The 22346-nt window shown below is 68.8% G+C and carries 18 protein-coding genes; 3 read left to right on the top strand and 15 right to left on the bottom strand.

What is annotated here, in order from left to right; translation table 11 throughout:
- The 8 genes from Q8O26_RS02360 to Q8O26_RS02325 form a co-directional block, all read right to left on the bottom strand.
- On the bottom strand, window positions 1–1429 hold a 1429-nt coding region (locus Q8O26_RS02360; protein WP_305573095.1), incomplete at its 3' end, for a hydantoinase B/oxoprolinase family protein.
- Window positions 1430–1649: 220 nt separating this feature from the next.
- On the bottom strand, window positions 1650–3689 hold the full coding sequence (locus Q8O26_RS02355; protein WP_305573093.1) for a hydantoinase/oxoprolinase family protein: 2040 nt from the start codon (window positions 3687–3689) through the stop codon (window positions 1650–1652).
- A gap of 64 nt (window positions 3690–3753) precedes the next feature.
- Complete coding sequence (locus tag Q8O26_RS02350) at window positions 3754–4485, bottom strand: ABC transporter ATP-binding protein (RefSeq protein WP_305573091.1); 732 nt, start codon at window positions 4483–4485, stop codon at window positions 3754–3756.
- Between the two features lie 211 nt (window positions 4486–4696).
- Entirely contained in the window at window positions 4697–5488 is a 792-nt protein-coding gene (locus tag Q8O26_RS02345; RefSeq protein ID WP_305573089.1) for an ABC transporter ATP-binding protein, read from the bottom strand.
- Window positions 5488–7398: an ABC transporter permease gene (locus Q8O26_RS02340; protein ID WP_305573087.1), complete on the bottom strand. Its 1911-nt coding sequence runs from the start codon at window positions 7396–7398 to the stop codon at window positions 5488–5490. The genes Q8O26_RS02345 and Q8O26_RS02340 overlap by 1 nt, the downstream gene beginning before the upstream one ends.
- A 122-nt stretch (window positions 7399–7520) precedes the next feature.
- Window positions 7521–8747 carry an ABC transporter substrate-binding protein gene (locus tag Q8O26_RS02335; RefSeq protein WP_305573085.1) on the bottom strand — a complete coding sequence of 409 codons (1227 nt, stop codon included), beginning with the start codon at window positions 8745–8747 and terminating at the stop codon, window positions 7521–7523.
- Between the two features lie 210 nt (window positions 8748–8957).
- Complete coding sequence (locus Q8O26_RS02330) at window positions 8958–9965, bottom strand: asparaginase (RefSeq protein ID WP_305573083.1); 1008 nt, start codon at window positions 9963–9965, stop codon at window positions 8958–8960.
- Between the two features lie 61 nt (window positions 9966–10026).
- Window positions 10027–10281 carry a DUF6356 family protein gene (locus Q8O26_RS02325; protein WP_305573081.1) on the bottom strand — a complete coding sequence of 85 codons (255 nt, stop codon included), beginning with the start codon at window positions 10279–10281 and terminating at the stop codon, window positions 10027–10029.
- Between the two features lie 139 nt (window positions 10282–10420).
- On the opposite strand from Q8O26_RS02325, the gene Q8O26_RS02320 reads away from it, so the two are divergent.
- Window positions 10421–10900, top strand: coding sequence for an Lrp/AsnC family transcriptional regulator (locus Q8O26_RS02320; protein ID WP_305573080.1), 480 nt, complete (start codon window positions 10421–10423; stop codon window positions 10898–10900).
- 244 nt (window positions 10901–11144) lie between these two features.
- Here the strand turns inward: Q8O26_RS02320 and Q8O26_RS02315 are convergent, their stop codons facing one another.
- Window positions 11145–12056 (bottom strand): MBL fold metallo-hydrolase, encoded by a 912-nt coding sequence (locus Q8O26_RS02315; RefSeq protein WP_305573078.1) that lies wholly within the window; start codon window positions 12054–12056, stop codon window positions 11145–11147.
- A gap of 137 nt (window positions 12057–12193) precedes the next feature.
- On the opposite strand from Q8O26_RS02315, the gene Q8O26_RS02310 reads away from it, so the two are divergent.
- Entirely contained in the window at window positions 12194–12778 is a 585-nt protein-coding gene (locus Q8O26_RS02310; RefSeq protein ID WP_305573076.1) for a biotin transporter BioY, read from the top strand.
- Here the strand turns inward: Q8O26_RS02310 and Q8O26_RS02305 are convergent.
- The 5 genes from Q8O26_RS02305 to Q8O26_RS02285 all read right to left on the bottom strand — a co-directional run bounded on the left by Q8O26_RS02305 (window position 12768) and on the right by Q8O26_RS02285 (window position 18514).
- A complete protein-coding gene (locus Q8O26_RS02305) occupies window positions 12768–13691 on the bottom strand; it encodes an FkbM family methyltransferase (protein WP_305573074.1) in 924 nt (307 codons plus the stop codon). The genes Q8O26_RS02310 and Q8O26_RS02305 overlap by 11 nt on opposite strands.
- Before the next feature lie 31 nt (window positions 13692–13722).
- Window positions 13723–15150 carry a protein adenylyltransferase SelO family protein gene (locus tag Q8O26_RS02300; protein WP_305573072.1) on the bottom strand — a complete coding sequence of 476 codons (1428 nt, stop codon included), beginning with the start codon at window positions 15148–15150 and terminating at the stop codon, window positions 13723–13725.
- 203 nt (window positions 15151–15353) lie between these two features.
- Window positions 15354–16361, bottom strand: a complete 1008-nt coding sequence (locus Q8O26_RS02295) for an LLM class flavin-dependent oxidoreductase (RefSeq protein WP_305573070.1) — start codon at window positions 16359–16361, stop codon at window positions 15354–15356.
- Between the two features lie 84 nt (window positions 16362–16445).
- Complete coding sequence (locus Q8O26_RS02290) at window positions 16446–17126, bottom strand: GntR family transcriptional regulator (protein WP_305573068.1); 681 nt, start codon at window positions 17124–17126, stop codon at window positions 16446–16448.
- Between the two features lie 182 nt (window positions 17127–17308).
- Window positions 17309–18514 carry an alanine--glyoxylate aminotransferase family protein gene (locus Q8O26_RS02285; RefSeq protein ID WP_305573066.1) on the bottom strand — a complete coding sequence of 402 codons (1206 nt, stop codon included), beginning with the start codon at window positions 18512–18514 and terminating at the stop codon, window positions 17309–17311.
- A gap of 336 nt (window positions 18515–18850) precedes the next feature.
- On the opposite strand from Q8O26_RS02285, the gene Q8O26_RS02280 reads away from it, so the two are divergent.
- Entirely contained in the window at window positions 18851–21787 is a 2937-nt protein-coding gene (locus tag Q8O26_RS02280; protein WP_305573064.1) for an FAD-binding and (Fe-S)-binding domain-containing protein, read from the top strand.
- A gap of 149 nt (window positions 21788–21936) precedes the next feature.
- Here Q8O26_RS02280 and Q8O26_RS02275 read toward each other — a convergent pair.
- Window positions 21937–22346: tripartite tricarboxylate transporter substrate binding protein (locus Q8O26_RS02275; protein ID WP_305573062.1), on the bottom strand; the 410-nt coding region annotated here is incomplete at its 5' end.

The following is a 22346-nucleotide window of genomic DNA, read 5'->3' as shown; positions in this document are numbered from 1 at the left end:
GACCGTGATCCATGACGAAGGAGGCGCGCGCCTCGCCGCGCAGCAGTTCCACCTCGTAATGCACGCCGAAGCCGCCACGTGTCTTGCCCGCGCCGCCCGAGCCCTCGCGCAGCGCGAAGCGGCGGAACAGCACGGGATAGTATTGCTCCATCACCTCCACTGGCGCCGTCTTGGAAATACCGATGGTCGAACAGCCATTGGTCAGGCCGTCATGGCCGGCATTGCCGCCATAGCCGCCGCCGGTGATCTGGTACATGACGTAGCCGGCGTTCTTGGCCGGGTCGAAGCCGCCGAGGGCGAAGTTGCCCGAGGTGCCGGCGGGCGCCGCTGTCACCTTGTCGGGAATGGCCTGGACGAGCGCGAGGAACACGGCTTCCGCGATCCGCTGCGAGACCTCCGCCGCGCAGCCCGAGACGGGGCGCGGATATTGCGCGTCGAGGAACGTGCCCTCGGGCTTCAGCACGGTCAGCGGCTCGAAGGCCCCCGAATTGATCGGCACCTCGGGGAAAATGTGCTTCACGCCGAGATAGACCGACGAGCATGTGGTGGCGAAGACCGAGTTCATCGGCCCCTGGCAGGGCGGCGATGACCCGGAGAAATCGAACTGCATCGTCTCGCCGGCCTTGGTCAGGGTCAGCGCGATCCGCAGCGGCTCGTTCACGACGCCGTCCGAGTCGACAAAACTCTCGGCCTCGTAGACGCCGTCGGGAATGGCGCGGATCTCCGCGCGCATGCGCTCGGCGGAACGGGCGCGGATCTGCCGGATCGCCTCGTCCAGCGTCGCCGTGCCGTATTTCGCGACGAGGTCCATCAGCCTGTCTTCGCCCACCAGCAGCGCCGCCGCCTGTGCCTTGATGTCGCCGATGCGCTGGTCGGCGATGCGGATGTTGGAGCAGATGATCGCGAAGATCTCCTGATCCATCTCGCCGCGCTTGAACAGCTTCACCGGCGGCAGCCGCAGCCCCTCCTGCTCGACTTCCGTTGCATGGGCGGAGAAGCCGCCCGGTACCATGCCGCCGATATCGGGCCAGTGGCCGGTGTTCTGCAGCCAGCAGAACAGCGCGCCGTCGACGAAGACCGGCTTGGCGAAGCGCACGTCCATGAGGTGCGTGCCGCCGAGATAGGGGTCGTTGACGATGTAGATGTCGCCCGGTTCGGGGCGGCCCACCTTTCCCTCGCCGATGAGGCGGATGATGTGGCCGGTCGAGTGCTGCATCGTGCCGACGAAGACCGGCAGGCCGAACTCGCCCTGGCTGATCAGCGCGCCCGTGTCGCGGTCATAGATGCCGTCGGCGCGGTCGTCCGCCTCGGCGATGACGGGCGAGAAGGCCGAGCGCGAGAAGGCGATGTCCATCTCGTTGCAGACCTGCTGCAGGCCGGCCTGGATGACGGCCAGCGTCAGCGCGTCGATGGGAACAGGAGAGCTCATCGGACGATGCTCCGAGGTGAGAAGGCCCCACCCGCACCCTCCCCTCGCTCGCGCGAGGAGAGGGGGACTTCGACCGCGCGCCAGGGCATCATCGGTCGTGCCTGGCGCAACCACTGCCAAGCGGAGTGAGCGGCCGTAGCCCCCCTCTCCTTGGAACGAAGCGACAAGGGGAGGGTGCGGGTGGGGCATGCCGTGGCGGACAGGACGGCGAAGACCATGCTCATGCCCTGACCCTCAGATTGCCGATGGCGTCGACGTTCGCGCCCGCGCCCGGCTCGATCACCGTGGTGGCGTCGATCTGCTGGATGACGGCCGGGCCGGCCACCACGGTGCCGATCGGCAGCGCGTCGCGCGAATAGACCTTGGCATCCCACCAGCGCCCGTCGGCATGGACCTGCCGCTCGCCGATCACGGCGCCCTCGACCGTCGCCGCGCGTGCGGTGGGATCGAGCAGGGCGGAGAGTGGGAAGGGGCGGCGCCGGCCGATGACGGAGGTCACGAGATTGACCAGCACGGCGCGGATTTCCGGCAGCCGCACCTGGAACCGGTGGAAATAGGCCGCCTCGAAGGCCGCCTGGATCGCCTCGCGCGTGACGTCGGGCGAGGCCAGCGGCACGCGGATCAGGTGTGTCTGGCCGCGGAACTGCATGTCGGCGCCGTGGATGACCAGCGTCTCCTCGATCTCCGCCTTCTCCTCCTCGACCACGGCGAGGGCGCTGTCGCGCTGTGCCGTCATCAGCCGCTTCACCTCGTCCATGTCGGTCTGGTCGAGCGGCTTGTTGACGGTGTTGACCCGGTCCTGGCGCAGGTCGGCGACGAGGCAGCCCAGCGCATTGGTCAGGCCCGGTCGCGCCGGTACGAGAACCTCGGGGAGCCCGAGCTCGCGCGCCAGCGCCACCGCATGGAGCGGCCCGGCGCCGCCGAAGGCGAAGAGCACGAAGTCGCGCGGGTCGTAGCCGCGCGACAGCGACACCATGCGGATGGCGCCGGACATGTGGACATTGCCGAGGCGGATGACGGCGGACGCCGCCTCCTCGACGCTCATGCCCAGCGGCTGCGCCAGGTCGCGCGCGAAGATGGCGCGGATGTCGTCGAGGGAGACCTTGCCCTGCACGGCGGTGAGCCGGTCGGGATCGAGCCGGCCGAGGATGAGGTTGGCGTCAGTGATCGTCGGACGGGCTCCACCCCGCCCATAACAGATCGGTCCGGGCTCCGAACCGGCCGAATGCGGCCCGACCTGCAGCATCCCCGCGACGTTCACCGAGGCGATGGAGCCGCCGCCGGCGCCGACCGTGCGCACGTCCACCATGGGCAGGTGGATCGGCAGGCCATAGTCGATGGTCAGCTCCGCCGAGACTTCCGGCACGCCGCCATGGATCAGCGCCACGTCGGTGGAAGTGCCACCCATGTCATAGGTGATGGCATTGGTGAGGCCGGACTGGGCCAGCGTCGCCGCCGCCGCCATGACGCCGGAGGCGGGGCCCGACATCACCGTCTTCGCCGCCTCGCGCGCCACCAGCGTCGCCGGCACCGTGCCGCCATTGCCGTTCATCACCAGAAGGTCGCGGGAAAAGCCCTTGGCCGAGAGATCCGCCTGCAGCCGCTGCACATAGCGGTCGAGGATCGGCTGCACCGCGGCGTTGACGCTCGCCGTCGTGCCGCGCTCGTATTCGCGATATTCCGACAGGAGTTCATGGCCCAGCGTCACATAGCTGTTCGGCCAGACGCTGCGGACGATCTCCCCGGCGCGCAGTTCATGGGCGGGATTGGCGTAGGAATGCAGGAAGTGCACCACGATGGCCTCGCAGCCCGCCGCGGCCAGAGCCTCGGCCTCCCGCTTCACGGCGGTCTCGTCGAGCGGCGTCACCACCTGACCCTGCGCATTCATGCGCTCAGGCACCTCACGGCGGAACGGCCGCTCGATCAGCGGCTCGAAGGTGCCGGTCATGCCATAGGCCTTCGGCCGGGTGCGCCGTCCGAGTTCGAGAGTGTCGCGGAAGCCGTCCGTCGTGATCAGGCCGACCTTGGCCACCTTGCGCTCCAGCACCGCATTGGTGGTGGCCGTCGTGCCGTGGATGATGAGATCGAGATCAGCCGGGCTGACGCCCGCCGCCTCGATGGCCTTGACCACTCCCACCGCCTGGTTGGCGATGCTGGTCGGCACCTTGGCGAGCTTCACGGTCACGCCCGCGCCGTCCTGCTCGGTCAGGAGCAGGTCGGTGAAAGTGCCTCCAACGTCGATGCCGGCAACGCGCCTCACAATGTCGTCCTTTTCATTCGTCTACGAACGGTGCGGTCGGGGCCACGCCGTCCGGGGGTCGGTTTCACACGCTGAGATAGGCTTCCCTGATCTCGTCGTTGCCCTCGAGGTCCTCCGTCGTCCCCTCGTAGCGGATGGCGCCCTTCTCGATGACATAGGCGCGGTCCGACACGGCGGAGGCGAAATAGAGGTTCTGTTCCGACAGCAGCACGGCGATGCCCTGCGCCTTCATGGCGAGGACGGCATCGGCCATCTGCTCGACGATGACGGGCGCGAGGCCCTCGGAGGGCTCGTCCAGCAGCACGGCATGCGGATTGCCCATCAGCGTACGGGCGATGGTCAGCATCTGCTGCTCGCCGCCCGACATGGCCGAGGCGCGGCGTCCCTTCATTTCTGCGAGGTTGGGAAAAATGGCGAAGAGCCGGTCGAGGGACCAGGGCTCCTTGCCCGGCGCGCCCGCCGCCGCCTTCCGGCCGACCTCGAGGTTCTCGAACACGGTCAGGTCGGTGAAGATTCGCCGGTCCTCTGGCACATAGCCGAGGCCGAGACGGGCGATCCGGTAGGGCTGCCAGCCCGTCACGTCCTGGCCCTCGAAACTGACCGTTCCGGCATGCGGCGGCACGACGCCCATGATCGCCTTCAACGTTGTCGACTTGCCGGCGCCGTTACGGCCCATCAGCGCCACGACCTCGCCGGCGCGCAGCGTGATGTCGACGCCGAACAGCACCTGGGCATGGCCGTAGGCGGCGGCGATACCGCGGGTCTCCAGGATGGAGGCGGAGGGTGCTGCGGACATCAGTGCGTCCTCCCGCGGGCCAGGCCACGCAAGGCCCCACCCGCACCCACCCCGAGCTGGCGCGCGGAGAGGGGGGCTACGACGTGGCTGCCCGCCTTATGCGTCGTGCCTTGCCCGACCGCAGCGACGAAGCGGGACGTGGAAGTCCCCCTCTCCTCAGAGCGGAGCGACGAGGGGAGGGTGCGGGTGGGGCATTTCCTGAAACGCGACATCAGTGCACCTCCGCGGCCTGCCGGCGCGCCTTCAGGGCGGCCTGCGAACCCGCCTCGCCGAGATAGACCTGCTTGACGCGCTGGTTGGAGCGCACCTCGTCGGGCGTCCCGGTGGCGATGATCTCGCCGCGTACCAGCACGAGGATGCGGTCGGCATGGCCGAAGACCGAATCCATGTCGTGCTCGGTGAAAAGGACGCCGATGCCGTGGGCTCGGGCGATGTCGGAGGTCAGCTGCATCAGCGCCGTGCGCTCCTTCGGCGCCATGCCGGCGGTGGGCTCGTCCATGAGCAGGAGCTTGGGCTCGGACGCGAGCGCGATGGCGAGCTCGACCCGTTTGACGTCGCCATAGGCCAGTTCGTTGACCGGCCGTTCCGCCATGTCGGCCATGCCGACGCGGCCGAGGAAGCCGAGGGCGGCTTCACGGTGCAGCCGGGTGGCGGCCTCTTTGACCGAGCGCGTCTGGCCGTGATGCGAGATCAGTGCCATCTGCACGTTCTCGACCACGCTCATCGAGATGAAGGTCTGCGCGATCTGGAACGTACGGCCGACCCCGAGGCGCCAGATCTCGCGTGGCGGCTTGCCGGTGATGTCCTGGCCAGCCAGCACGATGGACCCGGCATCGGGCTTCAACTGGCCGCCGACCATGTTGAAGGTGGTCGACTTGCCGGCCCCGTTCGGACCGATGATGGCGAGCATTTCGCCCGCCGCGAGGCTGAAGGTGACGTCCTTGCCCGCGGTGACGCCGCCGAAGCGTTTTTCGAGGCCGGTAACGGTCAGGAGCGGCTGCATCACGCGGTCTCCCTGGCGACCGCCGGCGGGGTGGTGGGAGATGGTGCGCGGCGTCCCATCCGTTCGCGCAGACCCTCGAGGGCGCCGACCACGCCCTTCGGGAAGATCAGCACGATGGCGATGATCGAGACGCCGAGGAAGAAGCGCCAGAAGTCGGTGAGCGGCATGAAGAAGTCCTTCACCGAGTGGAAGACCGCGGTGCCGACGAGCGGGCCCATCACCGTCTGGATGCCACCGGTGAGGATCATCATCAGGAAGTCGATGGACATGGCGATGGAGATCATCGTCGGGTCGATCGAGCCCTTGGAGAAGGAATAGAGCCCGCCGGCGAGGCCCGCCGCCGCGCCGGCGACGATGAAGGCGAGCCAGCGATGGGTCTTCACGTCGATGCCGATGGCGTCCGCCCGGTTGGCGCTGTCGCGGGCCGCGCGCAGCGTATAGCCGAAGGGCGTGTAGAACAGGTGCCGGAGCGCCACGATGCTCGTCAGGGCGAGCACGGCGACGACGTAGAAATAGACTTCGCGGGTGGCCGCCCAGCGCGACGGCCAGACACCGACGACGCCGTTGTCACCCCCGGTGACCTCCACCCACTGGAAGAAGATGGCATAGGTGATCTGGGCGAAGGCGAGGGTCAGCATGGCGAGGTAGATGCCGTGAAGGCGGACGATGAAATAGCCGAACAGCGCTGCCGCGAGTCCGCCGGCCAGCGGCGCCGCAACCAGCGCCAGTTCCATCGGTGCCTTGAGCGGCCCGGTGACGAGCAGGCCCGCCGCATAGGCGCCGACCCCGAAATAGGCGGCATGGCCGAAGGAGACGATGCCGCCATTGCCGATGAGCAGGTTCAGCGAGAAGGCGGCAAGCGCGAAGACCATGATCTCGATGCCGACCTTCACCTTGTAGGTGTCGCCGAGAATGGGCACCAGCAGCAGCGCGAGGGTCAGCACCACCCAGACCACGGTCTCGTTCCGGGAGAAGCCCTTGAGATTGAGGATGCCCTCGGGGAGCACGGCGCGGCCCGAGGCGACCTCCGGCTTGCCCATCAGGCCCCAGGGCTTGACCACCAGCACCACCGCCATGAGCAGGAAGACGAGCACCAGCGTGATCTTCGGGAAGATGAGGATGCCGAAGGCCTCCAGCATCTTGATGATCAGCGCGGCGATGAAGGCGCCGGGCACCGAGCCCATGCCGCCGATGACAGTAACGACGAAGGCCTCGGTGATGATGGAGAGGTCCATGCCGGTATTGGCCGGCAGGCGCGGGATCTGCAGCGCCCCGCCGAGGCCGGCCAGGAAGGCGCCGAGGAACAGCGTGCCGGTGAACAGCATGGCCTGGTTGACGCCGAGCGCTCCGACCATCTCACGGTCCTGCGTCGCGGCACGGATCAGCACGCCGAAGCGCGTCTTGTGCATGATGAGGAGGAGGGCGCCGAGCACCGCCGGGCCGACGAAGATCAGGAACAGTTCATAGGCAGGAAAGCGCTGGCCAAGAATCTCGACGCCGTGCCGCATGCCGGGCGCGCGCGGCCCGGTAATGTCCACCGGCCCCCAGATCTTCAGCACCACGTCCTGGACGATCAGCACGACGCCGAAGGTGGCGAGCAACTGGAACAGTTCCGGCACCCGGTAGATACGGCGCAGCAGAACCACCTCCATGATGACGCCGAGGACGCCGACCACCATGGCCGAGGCCAGGACGCCGACGAAGAACAGCGTCGGCGAACGGTCAAACTCAAGCAGCCATGGCACGATGGTCACCGCCATATAGGCGCCGAGCATGTAGAACGAGCCGTGCGCGAAATTCACGATCCGGGTCACGCCGAAGACGATCGTCAGGCCGGATGCGATGACGAACAGCGCCGAGGCGCTGGCCAATCCCGACAGGGCCTGGATGACGAAGAAGGAAAAGTCCATCGGCGTGGGGGCTCTCGGCGCGAGCGATCTGAGCAGGGTCGCGGCGTGGCGCGACCCATCGGGGGGACGGGTCCCGGGCGCGTCGGCCCGGGACATTCATGCGGAGTGCGACGGTCGTGCCGTCAGGTCCGGCGCGCGGCGCGCACCTCGGCCTCGGGGAACATCACGTCGGCGCCGTCGACATAGCGGAAGTTCTTCATGGTCGGCAGCTTGCCCTTCAGCGTCGTCTCGCCGACCCAGGCGCCGAGCGTCGACTGCTGGTCGATGGCGCGCATGGTGACGGGGCCGCAGACGGTCTGCGTCGTCAGGCCCTTGAAGGCCTCCATCATCGCCGCCGTATCGGTGGACCGCGACTTGTTGAACATGTCGCGGATCATGAAGGGCACGACATAGCCGAGCACCGAGCCGAGGCGTGGCGTGTCGTTGAACTTCGCCTTGTAGGCGGTGACGAAGGCCTGGTGGCCATGCGTGTCGACCTGCTCCGGCGGGTAGCCGGTGACGATCCAGCCGTCCGGCGTCTCGTCGCCGAGCGGCAGGAGATATTCGGGCTCGCCGGTGAGGAGGCTGACGACCGTGCGGCGCTCGAACAGGCCGCGCGTGTTGCCCTCGCGCACGAAGGCGGTGAGGTCGGCGCCGAACAGCACGTTGAAGATGCCGTCCGGACGGCTCTGGGCCAGCGCCCCGACGGTGGCACCTGCATCGACGCGGCCGAGCGCCGGGAACTGCTCGGCGACCACCTCGAAGCCCGGCACCGCGGCGCCCATGAGGCGCTTGAAGGCGGCGACGGCCGACTGGCCATATTCGTAGTTCGGTGCCACCACGGCCCAGCGCTTGACGCCCTTGGACTTGGCGGCATCGACCAGCATCTTGGTCTGCATATAGGTGCCGGGACGGACGCGGAACGTGAAGGGATTGCCGCTGCCCATGGTCAGCGCGTCGGTCAGGGGCTCGGTGGCGAGATAGAGCACCTTCTTCTGGTTGGCGAAGTCGGCGAGCGCGAGACCGACATTCGACAGGAAGGCGCCGGCGATGAACGTGACGTTCTCGCGGGTCACGAGTTCCTCGGCGACGCGAACGGCATCGCCCGGGGTGGCGCCGTCGTCGCGGTAGATGATTTCCAGCGGACGGCCGCCGAGGCCAGCAAGGCCGCCGGCGGCGTTGATCTGCTCGACGGCGAGCTGCATGCCGTTGCGATAGGGCACGGCGAAGGCGGCCATGCGGCTGTAGGAATTCAGTTCACCCACCTTGACCGGTGCGCCCTGGGCGGAACCGGTGCCGGCGGTCATGGCGACACCGGTGGCGGCAAGGCCCCCGACGACGGTGCGACGCGACAGATCAAGCTTCGTCATGACAATCTCCCCTCAGATGCGGGCGGCGGGGACCGCCCGTTCCACCTCTGACCGAGACTTCCGTTTTTTGTTTTTCGGAAGATCATTCGTAAGCGAACGATACCGCGTCCCGTCGGGCTGGCAAGAGGCTTTTTTGGAATTTCTTCGAACTGCGCGCAGCCGTCGCGGCGACGCTGGGGGGAGGAAAAAAGGGGACGCTATATCAAGACGTTATGAAAAGGTCGGGCGCAGGCCGCCGACGGTGGTGCCGTTCCAGTTCTTCATGACCGGCCTGACGAAGCGGCCGAATTTGGCAGCCACTGCCTCGTCCATGGGCAGCAGTTTCTGGAGCAGCGTGGCCATGATCACCTCGCTCGCGCGCGAGGCGCCGTCGGCGCATTTCAGCGCGATTCCGAGCCCCTGTTCGGGCAGGGCGGCGCAGAACACGCCTTCGGCCCCGGTCTTGACGAAGGCCCGTGCCCCAAGGAGCCCCATGACGTCGGTGCAGAACCGGCCGGACCCCGCCACCATGAAGGGCTCGGCGGCGCAGGCCGCCCTGAGCCGCGCGAAGGCCTTGGCGCGTTCCGGGCCGACGCCCGCGCCGCTGGCGACCTTGGCGAAGCCATGGGCAAGCTTCGTCAGGGGAATGGCGAAGGTCGGGATGGAGCAGCCATCGGTGCCGACCGCGGTCTCGGCATCGAGGCGGTGGCCGGTGACCTCGCCCACCGCCTCGGCCACGAAGCGCTGGACCTTGTGGTCGATGCCGACATAGCCGCGCACATCGATACCCTCCGCGCAGGCGAAACAGACGAAGCCGGCATGTTTGCCCGAGCAGTTGTTGTGCAGGGCCGAGGGCTTGCCGCCCGAACGGGCGAGGGCATGGGTCGCCGCCGCCCCTGAGGGCCAGTGGGTGCCGCATTCGAGATCGGGCTCGCCGCGCCCGGCCTTGGCCAGCATGCCGGCGGCTGTCGCCACGTGCCGTTCCTCACCGCCATGGGACGAGCAGGCCAGCGCCAGTTCGGCCGCGCCGAAGCCGTAGCGGTCGGCGGCGCCGCTCTCGACCAGCGGCAGCGCCTGGAGGACCTTGATGGCGGAGCGCGGATAGATGGCGCGCTCGACGTCGCCGATGGAGAACACGACCCGACCCGCCGCGTCGCAGACGACCGCCGCGCCGCGGTGGGCGCATTCGACGCTGTCGCCGCGCAGGACTTCGACGAGGACGGGGTCGCTCAGGGACATGGCAGGGCTCCGGCATCAAGGCTGCCGCGATAAGCCAGAACCGGCGCCGGGAAAAGCCCTGTTATTCGGCTGCCTGCGGTCCCGGGGCGACCTGGCCCTGCGGCGCCATGCGGGCATTCATGTCGGCGACCATCTTCTTGACGATGGTCGAGGCCGTCTTCTCGAACAGGAAGGGCAGGAAGGCATGGACCAGGGCGCAGAAGGCGCAGAAGGCGAAGGTGCCGGAATAGCGCAGCGCCGCGCCCATATGTTCGAAATAGCTCTCGTTGACCGCATGGGGATGGGCGAGGAAGGCGGTCTTGGCACGTTCGATCATCGGGGGGGCTCCAGCGCGGCGGGCGGGACGGCGATATTGCCCGCCAGATTAGACTGTCTCCGCTGGGATGATGTCCCAATCGTTCGACGAATTTGGCGTACCATGTGGACAACGTTGCACGACACGCTAGGATCCCGGGATGGCATCCCCTGTCCCGACGCTCGATTCCATCGACAAGGCCCTGCTGCGACTCGTCCAGCACGATGCCAGCCTGTCCATGGAGCAGCTCGCCGAGAAGGTGAACCTGTCGCGCAACGCCTGCTGGCGGCGGCTGAAGCGGCTGGAGGACGAGGGCATCATCCGCGCCCGCGTCGTGCTAGCCGACGCGGCGAAGCTCAATCTCGAGCTGACCGTCTTCATCGCCGTGCGCACCAGCCGGCATGACGGCGACTGGGCGGCGCGGTTCCATGCCGCCGTCCAGGACATTCCCGAACTGCTCGGCGTCTACCGGACCGCCGGCGAGATCGACTACATCCTCCATGCCCGGGTGCCGAACGTCGCCGCCTATGATCGCCTTTACAAGAAGCTGACCGCCAGGATCGAGATGCAGGACGTGTCGGCGAGCTTCGTCATGGAGGAGATCAAGGAGGTCACCGCCCTGCCGCTCGACTTCGTGTGAGGGACTGGATGCCGGGTTCTGCTTCCATGGTGATGTGTTGATGGGAACAAGAGGCCCCACCCGCACCCTCCCCGTGCTGCGCGAGGAGAGGGGGACGACCGCGTCCCGCTAGTCTTCCGCCGTCGTGCCTGGCGCCGCCGAAGCCGGACGGAGTGCGACGCCGTAGTCCCCCTCTCCTTGGAGCGGAGCGACAAGGGAAGGGTGAGGGTGGGGCTTTCCGAGCCTCGTACCCCACCGCCATCCTTCACGCCGGCCGGAACTCTCCCGTCAACACGGGCGCGCCGTCGCTGGTCGCCAGGCCCTTGTCCACCAGGTCCTCGAGATGGGCGAAGACCGAGAGCCCCGCCGCGCTCTTCAGCCGCGGGTCGAGGCCCTCATAGATGGCCGCGACGATGTCGGGGATCGACCGGTCGCCGCTTGCCAGCCGCTTGAGGATCGCGGCTTCGCGCAGCCGGCGATGGTGGGACAGCGCCCGCATGAATTTCGCCGGTTCCTTCACCGCACCGCCATGGCCGGGCCAGAACAGCCGCTCCTCGCGCGCCCTGAGCCTGTCGAGCGAGGCCATGAAGTCGCCCATCGACCCATCCGGGGGCGCGACGATGGACGTCGACCAGGCCATGACGTGATCGCCGGAGAACAGCGTCTCTTCCTCGCGCAGCGCGAAGGCCATGTGGTTCGCGGTATGGCCGGGGGTGAACACCGCCTCCAGCGTCCAGCCCATGCCGGAGACGACGTCGCCGTCCTTCAGCGCCGTGTCCGGCCGGAAATCCTTGTCGCCGGACGCGTCGAGCACATTGATCTCGCCGAGATTGAGCTCCCGGGCGGCGCGGTGCGGCCCCTCCGCATAGACCGGCGCGCCGGTCGCCGCCTTGATCGCGGCGGTGGCGGGCGAATGGTCACGATGGGTGTGGGTGACGAGGATCGCCTCCACGGTCTCGCCCTTCACCGCCTCAAGCAGCGCGGCGACATGGCGCGGATCGTCCGGACCGGGATCGATGATGGCGACGCGGCCGGTGCCCACCACATAGGTCACGGTCCCCTTGAAGGTGAAGGGGCCGGGATTGTCGCAGAGGATCCGGCGGATCAGCGGCGAGAGCTGCTCCGGCCGGCCGGGCACCGCCGCATCCTCGCGCTCGAAGGGAATGTCCTCGGCCATCATGCCTCTGCCAAATCGGGGAGCGGGGGGTCTCTTGCGGATGTCCCGCACCGCGGGGTAAGTCCCGCAGGCCATCACGTCGGCGACCAAATGACAAGTTGACCCAACGGCATAGCTCCCATCAGGACATAGTTCACATGTATCACGCGACCATTGCCGCGACCCTCTGGCCTTCCCGTCCGACCCGCCGCCTCGCCCTGCTGCGGCCCGCCCTCCTCGTCGGCGCGGGCGTCTGCCTGATCACCCTCGGCGCCAAGGCGAGCATCCCCTTCTGGCCGGTTCCCCTGACGCTGCAGACGCTGGCCATCTCGGTGGTCGCCGCTGCCTACGGCCTCCGCCTCGGCGTGGCGACGGTCGGCGCCTATCTCGCCGCCGGCCTGCTCGGCGCGCCGGTCTTCGCCGGCATGACCACCGGCATCGCGCCCTTCCTCGGTCCGACCGGCGGCTTCCTCGCGGGCTTCCTGGTCATGGCGGCGATCATCGGCGCGGCCGCCGACCGCGGCTGGGACAAGGCCTGGCCGAAGATCCTCGCCGCCATGGCGCTCGCCAATGTGATCGTCTTCGTGCCCGGCCTGCTCTGGCTCGGCACCTTCACCGGCTACGGCGAGAAGCTGCTGGCCGCCGGCCTCTGGCCCTTCGCCCTCGGCACGCTTGTCAAGACGGCGCTTGGCGCCGCCCTCATGCCGCTGGCCTGGTCCCTGGTGTCGCGGCTCAGGGGCTGACCTCCTCGACGACATAGCCGCCGTCGAACAGGGTGGCGATGCGGCCGAGCGCGAACCGCGTCGTCGGGCAGTCGTGCGGCACGCCCGCCGGCAGGAGCGCGGTGAGCGCTTCCGGTTCGAGGGCGTTGAGCCGGGCGAAGATCGCGGGATCGAGGCGGATCGCCAGCCCGTGATCGGGATGGGCCGGGTCGATATGGGCCGGCCCATATTCGCCGAGGTGGCGCATGGCGTCCCAGGGCGCCGCCTCGCGCGGCAGCCGCGCGGCGAGGCCTGCATCCTCCTCGCGCAGGTAGAAGCGGTTGAGGCCGTCGAAGAAGACGTCGCGATAGCCGGCCGCGGCGAGGATCGGCGCGAAGTCCTCCGAGCGGTCGGCCATGGTCCAGGGCGCCACGGCCTCCATCACCACGACGCGGGGGCGAAAGCGCTCCCAGTCGTTACCGGCGAGGACGTCTGCCTCGGCGCCCTCGACATCCACCTTGAGGAAATCGATGCGGTCCGGCGCATGGGCCGCGCAGAGCGCCGCCAGCGTCGTCATCGGGCGGCGCAGGCGCGACGATGTGACGCCCGCCGCCGCGGCGGTCTCGGCGTGCTGGGCGAGTGTCGTCGACAGCCCGTGGAAGCGGTCGGCCTGGAAGAAGTCGGCCTCGCCTTCGGTCCGGCCGCAGAGCGCCTCGGCGACGACATCGCGCGGGCGGACACGCCCATAGGCGCGCGCGATCTCCGCCTGTGGCTCCACCACAATGCCGCGCCAGCCGCGCTCGTAGAACCAGAAGGAGACATTGTCGGCGATGGCATGGCCGCCGCCGACATCCACATAGAAGCCCTCCGCAACGTCGGCGAGCAGCAGCGAGAGGTGGTAGTCCTCGCGGTTCTGGGCATAGGAGAGAAAGGCCCTCGCGTCCGTCTCGCTCAAGGCCGTCTCCCTGTGATGGCGGCGTCTGTGACTAGCGCCGTGGTGCGATAGCGTGAGCCTCGCGTGCCCGGTCGATCTGGTCAAGCTTGGCGGTGAAGAGGCTCCAGTCGTCGCGCTCGGCGATCGGCGCCCAGAGGGCCTCGACCTCCTCGATCAGCAGCGTCGCCGGCCCCTCGCCTTCGAAATAGGTGCGGGCCGCCGCCGAGGCGGCCACAGGTTCATGGGCTCCCAGCGCCGCCTCAAGCCGGGCGAAATCCGCGCCCACGTAGAACGCGGCCTGCGGCCCGGCCATGGCGAAGGCGCGCCGCGCCAGGCCGCCATGCCAGTCGAACACCGTGCGTTCGAAGGGCGCCTGCGACTTCAGCAGGAACTGGAAGAAGGCGGCGGCGAGTTCGTCGTCGGCCTCGGCGTCTACCGCCTTGAGGCCGAGCCGCGCGCAGAGCGCCCGCCGGAGGCCGGCATGGAAGGCGCCGGCATAGCCGCGCAGCGCATCCTCCAGCGCCGCCACCGGCGCCACCAGCGTCAGGCATTCGGCGAAGCGCTCGAGGTTCCAGGCGACGGCCCCGGGCTGGCGGCCGAAGGCATAGAGGCCGGTCTGGTCGAAATAGGCGGCAGTGAATCCAGGCTCGTACCGCGGCAGGAAACGCCAGGGTCCATAGTCGAAGCTTTCCCCGGTGACGACCATGTTGTCGGTGTTGAGCACGCCGTGGACAAAGCCCGCTGCCATCCATTCACCGACGAGGGCGCCGGAGGCCGCGGCGACGGCGGCGAGCAGGGCCGGGGCCTCCTCGGCCATGACGCCGCCACGGGCCGCCTGCAGGTGGTAGTGCCGGATGGAATGGCTGACCAGGGCGGCGATGCCGGCCGCGTCGTTATAGGCGAGGCAGCGCTGGAAGGTGCCGAAGCGGACATGGCTATGCGACAGCCGCACCATGACCGCGGACCGGGTCGGTGAGGGCTCGTCGCCGCGCATCAGGTCCTCGCCCGTCTCGATCAGCGAGAAGGTCTTCGAGGTATAGACGCCATAGGCCTCCAGCAGCGAGGAGGCCAGAACCTCGCGCACGCCGCCCTTCAGGGTCAGCCGCCCGTCGCCGGAGCGCGAATAGGGCGTCCGCCCCGAGCCCTTGGTGCCGAGGTCGAGGAGGCGCCCCTCGCCGTCGATCAGCTGGCCGGCGAGGAAGCCGCGCCCGTCGCCGATATCGGGATTGTAGGAGCGGAACTGGTGGCCGTGATAGCGCAGGGCCAGCGGCGCCGGCAGGTTGTCCGGCAGGGGCTCGAACCGGCCGAAATGGGCGATCCACTGGTCGTCGGTCAGCCCGCCGAGGCCGACCGCCTCCGCCCAGCGCTGGTTGCGGAAGCGCAGGACATGCTGCGGAAACGCTGCCGGCGCGACGACGTCGTAGAAGCTGGGGCCGAGGTCGGCGTGGGCGGTGGAGGGGCGATAGGTCATGGTGGACATCAAGCGCTCGGCGGCTGGGAAAGGTCCAATGCGGGCTTTGAAGTGAAGGCCCCACCCCGGCCCTCCCCGTTTCCGCGGGGAGGGGGAAGAGGCGACGCGCCCTCCTTTGCGCGGCGGGGCGAGGCGGTCCGGTGGAGGATCGGAAGGGACGTCGTGGTCCCCCTCCCCGCGCGAGCGGGGAGGGTACGGGTGGGGCTTTCAGCTCACGCCGCGGCGGCCTTGCCTTGCAGCGATTGCGCCACCTCCGCCAGCATCTCGTAGGACCGCACGCGCTTGCCGTGGTCGTGGATGGCGGAAGCCACCATCAGCTCGTCCACCCCGGTCTGGGTGATGAACTGGTCGAGCCCGCGCCTGACCGTCTCCGGCGAGCCGACGAAGGAGAACTGCAGCATGCGCGAGGCCTGCGCCTTCTCCATCGGGCTCCAGAAGCTCTCGATGTCGTCGATCGGCGGCGGCAGCAGGCCGCGCACGCCGCGGAAGATGCCGGCGGCGCGCTGCTGGGCCGAGGTAAAGAGGTGGCGCGCCTCCTCGTCGGTGGGCGCCAGGAAGACGTTGCAGCCGGCCATGGCATAGGACGTCGCTTGCTGCTCGGAGGGCGTGAACTTCGCCCGGTAGATGGTGAGCGCCTGCATCAGCGCATCGGGGGCAAAATGCGAGGCGAAGGCGTAAGGCAATCCCAGCATCGCCGCGAGCTGCGCGCCGAAGGTGGAAGAGCCGAGGATCCACAGCGGCACCTCTGTGCCGGCGCCGGGCACCGCCTGGATCGCCTGGCCCGGCTGGGCGGGGGCGAGGAAGGCCTGCAGCTCCAGCACGTCCTGGGGGAAGTTGTCGGATTCCATCGGATCGACGCGCAGCGCCCGCATGGTGCGCTGGTCGGTGCCGGGCGCGCGGCCGAGCCCGAGATCGATGCGGCCGGGGAACAGGCTCTCCAGCGTGCCGAACTGCTCGGCGATCACCATGGGCGCATGGTTCGGCAGCATGATGCCGCCCGCGCCGACACGGATGCGGCGGGTGGCAGCCGCCACCTGGCCGATCACGACGGCGGTCGCCGCGCTGGCGATGCCGGTCATGTTGTGGTGCTCGGCGAGCCAGTAGCGGTTGTAGCCGAGCCGGTCGGCATGGCCGGCGAGATCGATCGTGTTGCGCAGCGCGTCCCCGGGCGTCGAGCCTTCCGGGACGGGTGCGAGGTCGAGGATGGAGAACAGCGTCATCGGATCATCCGGGTTCAAGGGCCGGGGTCAGGGTCGCTCAAGATAGGCATTTGCGGCGGGATGGCGAGGGCAGGTGGCAGCGGATCAGCCCTGCTCGGGCGCTCCGAGCTGGCGCAGCGCCTCGTGGACCACGTCGGCCTTGTGGCGCAGGTGCTCCCGCATCAGGCCCGACAGCGCCGCGCCGTCGCGGGCCCTCAGCGCCGCCATCATCCGCTCGTGGTCCTCGATCGCCTCGGCCCAGCGCTCCGGCGTCTTGCGGGCGACGAAGCGCACCGCATGGATGCGCACCATCAGGTTCTGATAGAGACCGGCCAGTGTCGCATTGCCGGCGATGCGGAAGATCTCCTCATGGATGCGCCGGTTGAGTCCGGAATAGGGCACCCATTCGCCGCGTCGCCAGTGGCCGACCATCTCGGCATGCATCGCCTCCAGCCGGGCGAGGTCGTCGGCGTCGAGACGGGCGCAGGCAAGCTCCCCGGCCAGCGCCTCCAGCACGCCCATGATGGGGAAGAGCTCCTCCACCGCCTCGGGGGCGATGCGGGCGACCCGGCTGCCGCGGTTCGGGGTGAGATCCACGAGGCCCTCGGCGGCGAGCACCTTCAGCGCTTCGCGCAGCGGTGTGCGCGAGACGCCGAACAGGTCGCAGAGGTCGGGCTCGGAGATCTTGTCGCCGGCCTTCAGCGTGCCCTCGACGATCATGTCGCGCAGGCGGCCCGTGAGTTCGGTCGCCAGCGAGCGGCGGGCGATCAGCGGATGCTCGTTCATGGGCGCATCCCTCCAAAACCCTCTCCCCTCGTGGGAGAGGGTGCCGCCGTCAGGCGGCGGGTGAGGGGGCCATGTCCGACTGTCCTGTGCTGCCACATGCCGACCTCCTCCTCCGCGTGAAACCCCTCATCCGGCTGCTCCGCAGCCACCCTCTCCCGCAAGGGGAGAGGGTTCGCTGGCCATCACGCCGCCTTGGCGCTGCCCTCGCGCTTGGTATCGGCCAGATAGGCCATGGCGGCCGTCACGCCACCGGACTTGTGCGGCACGCCGGCAAGACCGAGGCCCATCTCGACGCCGCCGAGCGTGCCGATCAGCGTCAGATCGTTGATGTCGCCGAGATGGCCAATGCGGAACACCTTCTTCGCCACCTTCGACAGGCCGGTGCCGAGCGACATGTCGAAGGTATCGAGGATCACCGAGCGCAGCCGGTCGGCATCATGGCCCTCCGGCATGACGACGGCGGTGAGAACAGGGGAGAAGTGCTTGGGATTGGTGCAGAGATTCTCCAGACCCCAGGCCGCGACCGCCCGGCGCGTCGCCTCGCCGTGGCGGAGATGGCGGGCGAAGACGGCGTCGAGGCCTTCCTCGTGCAGCATCAGGATCGCCTCGTCGAGGCCGTAGAGCAGGTTTGTCGCCGGCGTATAGGGGAAGTAGCCGGACTTGCCGGAGGCGATCATCTCCTCCCAGCCCCAGAAGCTCTTCGGCAGGCGCGAGGCCTTCGAGGCCGCCAGCGCCTTCTCTGACACGGCGTTGAAGGACAGGCCGGGGGGCAGCATCAGGCCCTTCTGCGAGCCGGCGACGGTGACGTCGACGCCCCATTCGTCATGGCGGTAGTCGACCGAGGCCAGCGATGAGATCGTGTCGACCATCAGCAGCGCCGGGTGGCCGGCGGCATCGATGGCCTTGCGGACCTCGTCGATGCGCGACGTCGCGCCGGTGGAGGTCTCGTTGTGGACGACGCAGACCGCCTTGAACGTATGACCCTTGTCCTCGCGCAGCGCCGCCTCGATCGCGGCGACATCGGCGCCAGCGCGCCAGTCGGAGGGGATGAACACAGCCTCGACGCCGAGCTTGCCGGCCATGGTCTTCCACAACGTGGCGAAATGGCCGGTCTCGACCATCAGCACCTTGTCGCCGGGCGACAGCGTGTTGGCGAGCGCCGCCTCCCAGGCGCCGGTGCCCGAGGCGGGATAGATCACCACGGCGCCGCGGGTCTTGAAGATGGAGCGCATGCCGTCAAGGACGCGCAGGCCGAGCTTGCCGAAATCCGGGCCGCGATGGTCGATCGTCTGCCGCGCGATGGCGCTGAGAATGCGCTCCGGAACCGGCGAGGGGCCGGGGATCTGCAGGAAATGCCGCCCGGCGACGCGCGGTGCATTGGTGGCCATCGGGGATCTCCTCGGCGTGATTGTTGAACCGCTCCGACGCGGCCTCTTGCCAGAATGAATAATGAATGCAAAATGCAAGTCAAGGGGAGCGCAGGCTCTTCGTTCGAAGCGGGAGGCTGCACCGCGGGCATTGCGTCCTTCGAGGCTCGCTGTCGCTCGCACCTCAGGATGAGGGTTGTTGTGTCTGGCAAGACCTGTGTCGGACCGGATGCCGGTGATGCCAGTCATCAACCCTCTTCATCCTGAGGTGCTCGCCCGGGCGATGCGTTTGCATCGTCCGGCGGCGAGCCTCGAAGGACGCACTTGGCTGATGCAAGGCACAATCCAATGAACGACATGAGCAACACGCCTGACACGCCGCTTCAGCGCCGCCTCGCCGCCGAGGTCAGGGGCGACGTGCTCTTCGATGCCTTCTCGCGCGGCCGCTATGCCACCGACGCCTCGATCTACCAGATCATGCCGGTGGGGGCCGTCGTGCCGGAGACGGTGGACGATGCCATCCGCGCCGTGGCGCTGGCCCGCGAGGAAGGCGTCACGGTCCTGCCGCGCGGCGGCGGCACGTCCCAGTGCGGCCAGACGGTCAATTCGTCGCTCGTCGTCGACTGCTCTAAGCGCCTCACCCGCATCCTCGACCTCGACGTCGCCGGCCGCACCGCGCGCGTTGAGCCCGGCATCGTCCTCGACGACTTCAACCGCCAGCTCAAGAAACACGGGCTCTGGTATCCGGTCGACGTCTCCACCGCCTCGCGCGCCACCATCGGCGGCATGACGGCCAACAATTCCTGCGGCGGCCGCTCGCTGCGCTACGGCACGATGCGCGACAATGTCATCCAGGTGGAGGCGGCGCTCGCCGACGGCACCCGCCGCTGGTTCGGCGAGGTCTCCCGCGACGATGCGATGCGCAACGACGCCGACCTCCTCACCCGCGACCTCCTCACCCTCGGCACGCGCGAGGCGGCGGAGGTCGAGGCCCGCTATCCGAAGGTGCAGCGCCGGGTCGGCGGCTACAATCTCGACGCCCTGGTGCCGAAGGGCGCCGCCAACAACATGGCGCATATCCTGGTGGGCTCGGAGGGCACGCTCGCCTTCACCACGGCGGTCGACCTCAAGCTCTGGCCGCTGCTCGGACCGAAGGTCTTCGGCATCTGCCATTTCGGTTCGTTCCACGAAGCGATGGACGCCGCCCAGCATCTCGTCACCCTGAAGCCCATCGCGGTGGAACTGGTCGACCGCACGATGATCGGCCTTGCCCGCGACATCGCCATGTTCCGTCCGACGGTGGAGCGGGTGGTGCGCGGCGATCCGGACGCGCTGCTGGTCGTCGAGTTCGCCGAGGAGACGGAAGCCCAGAACCTGCAGAAGCTCAGGGATCTCGAAGCGATGATGGGCGACCTCGGCTTCATCTGGCAGGGTGAGGGCGCCCGCTTCGGCGGTGTCGTGCCGGTCACCGAGCCCGCCTGGCAGGCCGCCGTCACCGAGATGCGCTCGTCGGGCCTCAACATCATGATGTCGATGAAGGAGGCGGGAAAGCCCGTTTCCTTCGTCGAGGACTGCGCGGTGCCGCTGCCCGACCTCGCCGCCTATACGGCGGGGCTCACCGAGATCTTCCGCGCCCATGGCACCGAGGGCACCTGGTATGCCCATGCCTCCGTCGGCTGCCTGCATGTCCGCCCGGTCCTCAACATGAAGCTGGATGTCGATGCCAAGCGCATGCGCTCCATGGCCGAACAGGCCTTCGAACTCGTCCGCCACTACAAGGGCTCGCATTCCGGCGAACATGGCGACGGCATCGTCCGCTCCGAGTTCCACCGCGAGATGTTCGGCGAGCGGCTGGTGCGCGCCTTCGAGGAGGTCAAGGACCGCTTCGATCCCGAAGGTCTCTTCAATCCCGGCAAGATCACCCGCGCGCCCGCCATGGATGACCGGACACTGTTCCGCTACCCGCCGGGCTATGAGGGCATCGAGATCAATCCGGCCCTCGACTGGTCGGACTATCCCGGCGCCAGCCAGGGTTTCCTCGGCGCCATCGAGATGTGCAACAACAACGGCACCTGCCGGAAGCTCGACGGCGGCGCCATGTGCCCGAGCTACCGCGTCACCCGCGACGAGCAGCACGTGACGCGCGGCCGCGCCAACACGCTGCGCCTCGCCATGACCGGCCAGCTCGGCCCCGACGCGCTGCTGGCCCCGGAAATGGAGGCGAGCCTTTCCCTCTGCGTCTCCTGCAAGGCTTGCAAGCGCGAGTGCCCCACCGGCGTCGACATGGCGCGCATGAAGATCGAGGTGAAGGCCCAGCGTTACGCCCTCTATGGCGCGAAGCTGCACGACCGGCTTGTGGCCCATCTGCCGCGCTTCGCCCCGCTCGCCGCGAAGGCCCCCTGGCTCTTCAACCTGCGCGACCGCGTGCCGGCTCTGAAAGCCCTGTCGGAGAAGTTCGCCCAGTTCTCGGCGCGGCGCACCCTGCCGCGTTGGCGTTCCGACATCTTCGCGCCGCAGGCGGCGGCCGAGGGCCCGGAGGCCGGCCGCGAGGTGGTGCTCTTCGCCGACACGTTCAACCGCGCCTTCGAGCGCGAGAACCTTGATGCCGCCGTCACCGTCCTCACCCGTGCCGGCTACCGCGTCCACCACGCGAGGCCCGTCGGCGGTGGCCGGGCGCTGTGCTGCGGGCGCACCTATCTCGCCACCGGCATGGTCGACCGTGCCCGCGCCGAGGCTGACCGGCTGGTGGCGGCGCTGTCGCCCTTCGCGGCGCGCGGCGTGCCGGTCATCGGCCTCGAACCCTCCTGCCTCTTCTCGCTGCGGGACGAGGTCCCCGCGCTGCTGAAGTCGGAGGAAGCGGCTGGCGTGGCGAAGGTCGCTGTCCTCTTCGAAGAGTTTCTCGCCGCCGAGGCCAAGGCCGGACGCCTGTCCCTGCCGCTCGGCGAACTCAAGGCCAAGGCGGTGCTGCATGGCCATTGCCACCAGAAGGCTTTCGGCGCAATGGGCGCGGTGGAGGGCACGCTGCGTCTCATCCCCGGGCTCGAGGTCGAGACGGTGGAGAGCTCCTGTTGCGGCATGGCCGGCGCCTTCGGCTATCACGCCGAGACCATCGACGCCTCGCTCGCCATGGCGGAGCTGTCGCTCCTTCCAGCCATCCGCAAGGCGCCGGACGATGCCCTCATCGTCGCCGACGGCACCTCCTGCCGCCACCAGATCGCCGACGGTGCCGGCCGCGAGGCCGTGCACGTGGCGCGCGTCCTGGCGATGAGCCTGGAGGCGGCAGAGACCCGATAGGGGCAGGCACGATGATGGAGGCAGGCTTCACCTCTCCCCGGCGGGGAGAGGTCGGCCGGAGGCCGGGTGAGGGGGCAAGGTCTCAAAAGAAAAGGCCCGCCTTAGCGGGCCTTTGTGGGTGGTCGCGTGGTCGCGGAGCCTGTGTCCGATCACTCCAGCTTCACGCCGGCATCGGTGACGACCTTGCGCCAGCGCTGCACCTCGGAGGAGACGAACCGGCCGAAGGCCTCGCCCTCGAGCGTCGGGATGTCCGACCCGTTGCGCGCCCAGGCGTCCTTGATGGACTGCACCTGCAGCGCGGCGCGGATCTCCGTGCGCATGCGCTCGACGATCGGGGCCGGCGTGTTCTTCGGTGCGAAGATCGCATACCAGGTCGACACGTCGAAATTCTGCAGACCGCTTTCGCCGGCCGTCGGAACGTTCGGGGTCGCCGGGTTACGCGTCGGGGCCGCCACCGCGATGCCGCGGATGGATCCGCCCAGGACCTGCGGCGCCGAGGTGCCGAGGCCGTCGAAGATCATGTCGATCTGGCCGGCGACGAGGTCGGCCATGGCCGCCA

This window comes from Phreatobacter sp. (assembly GCF_030691135.1).
In the GTDB taxonomy this organism is placed as follows: domain Bacteria; phylum Pseudomonadota; class Alphaproteobacteria; order Rhizobiales; family Phreatobacteraceae; genus Phreatobacter.
This window is presented reverse-complemented; position numbering and strand designations above follow the sequence as displayed.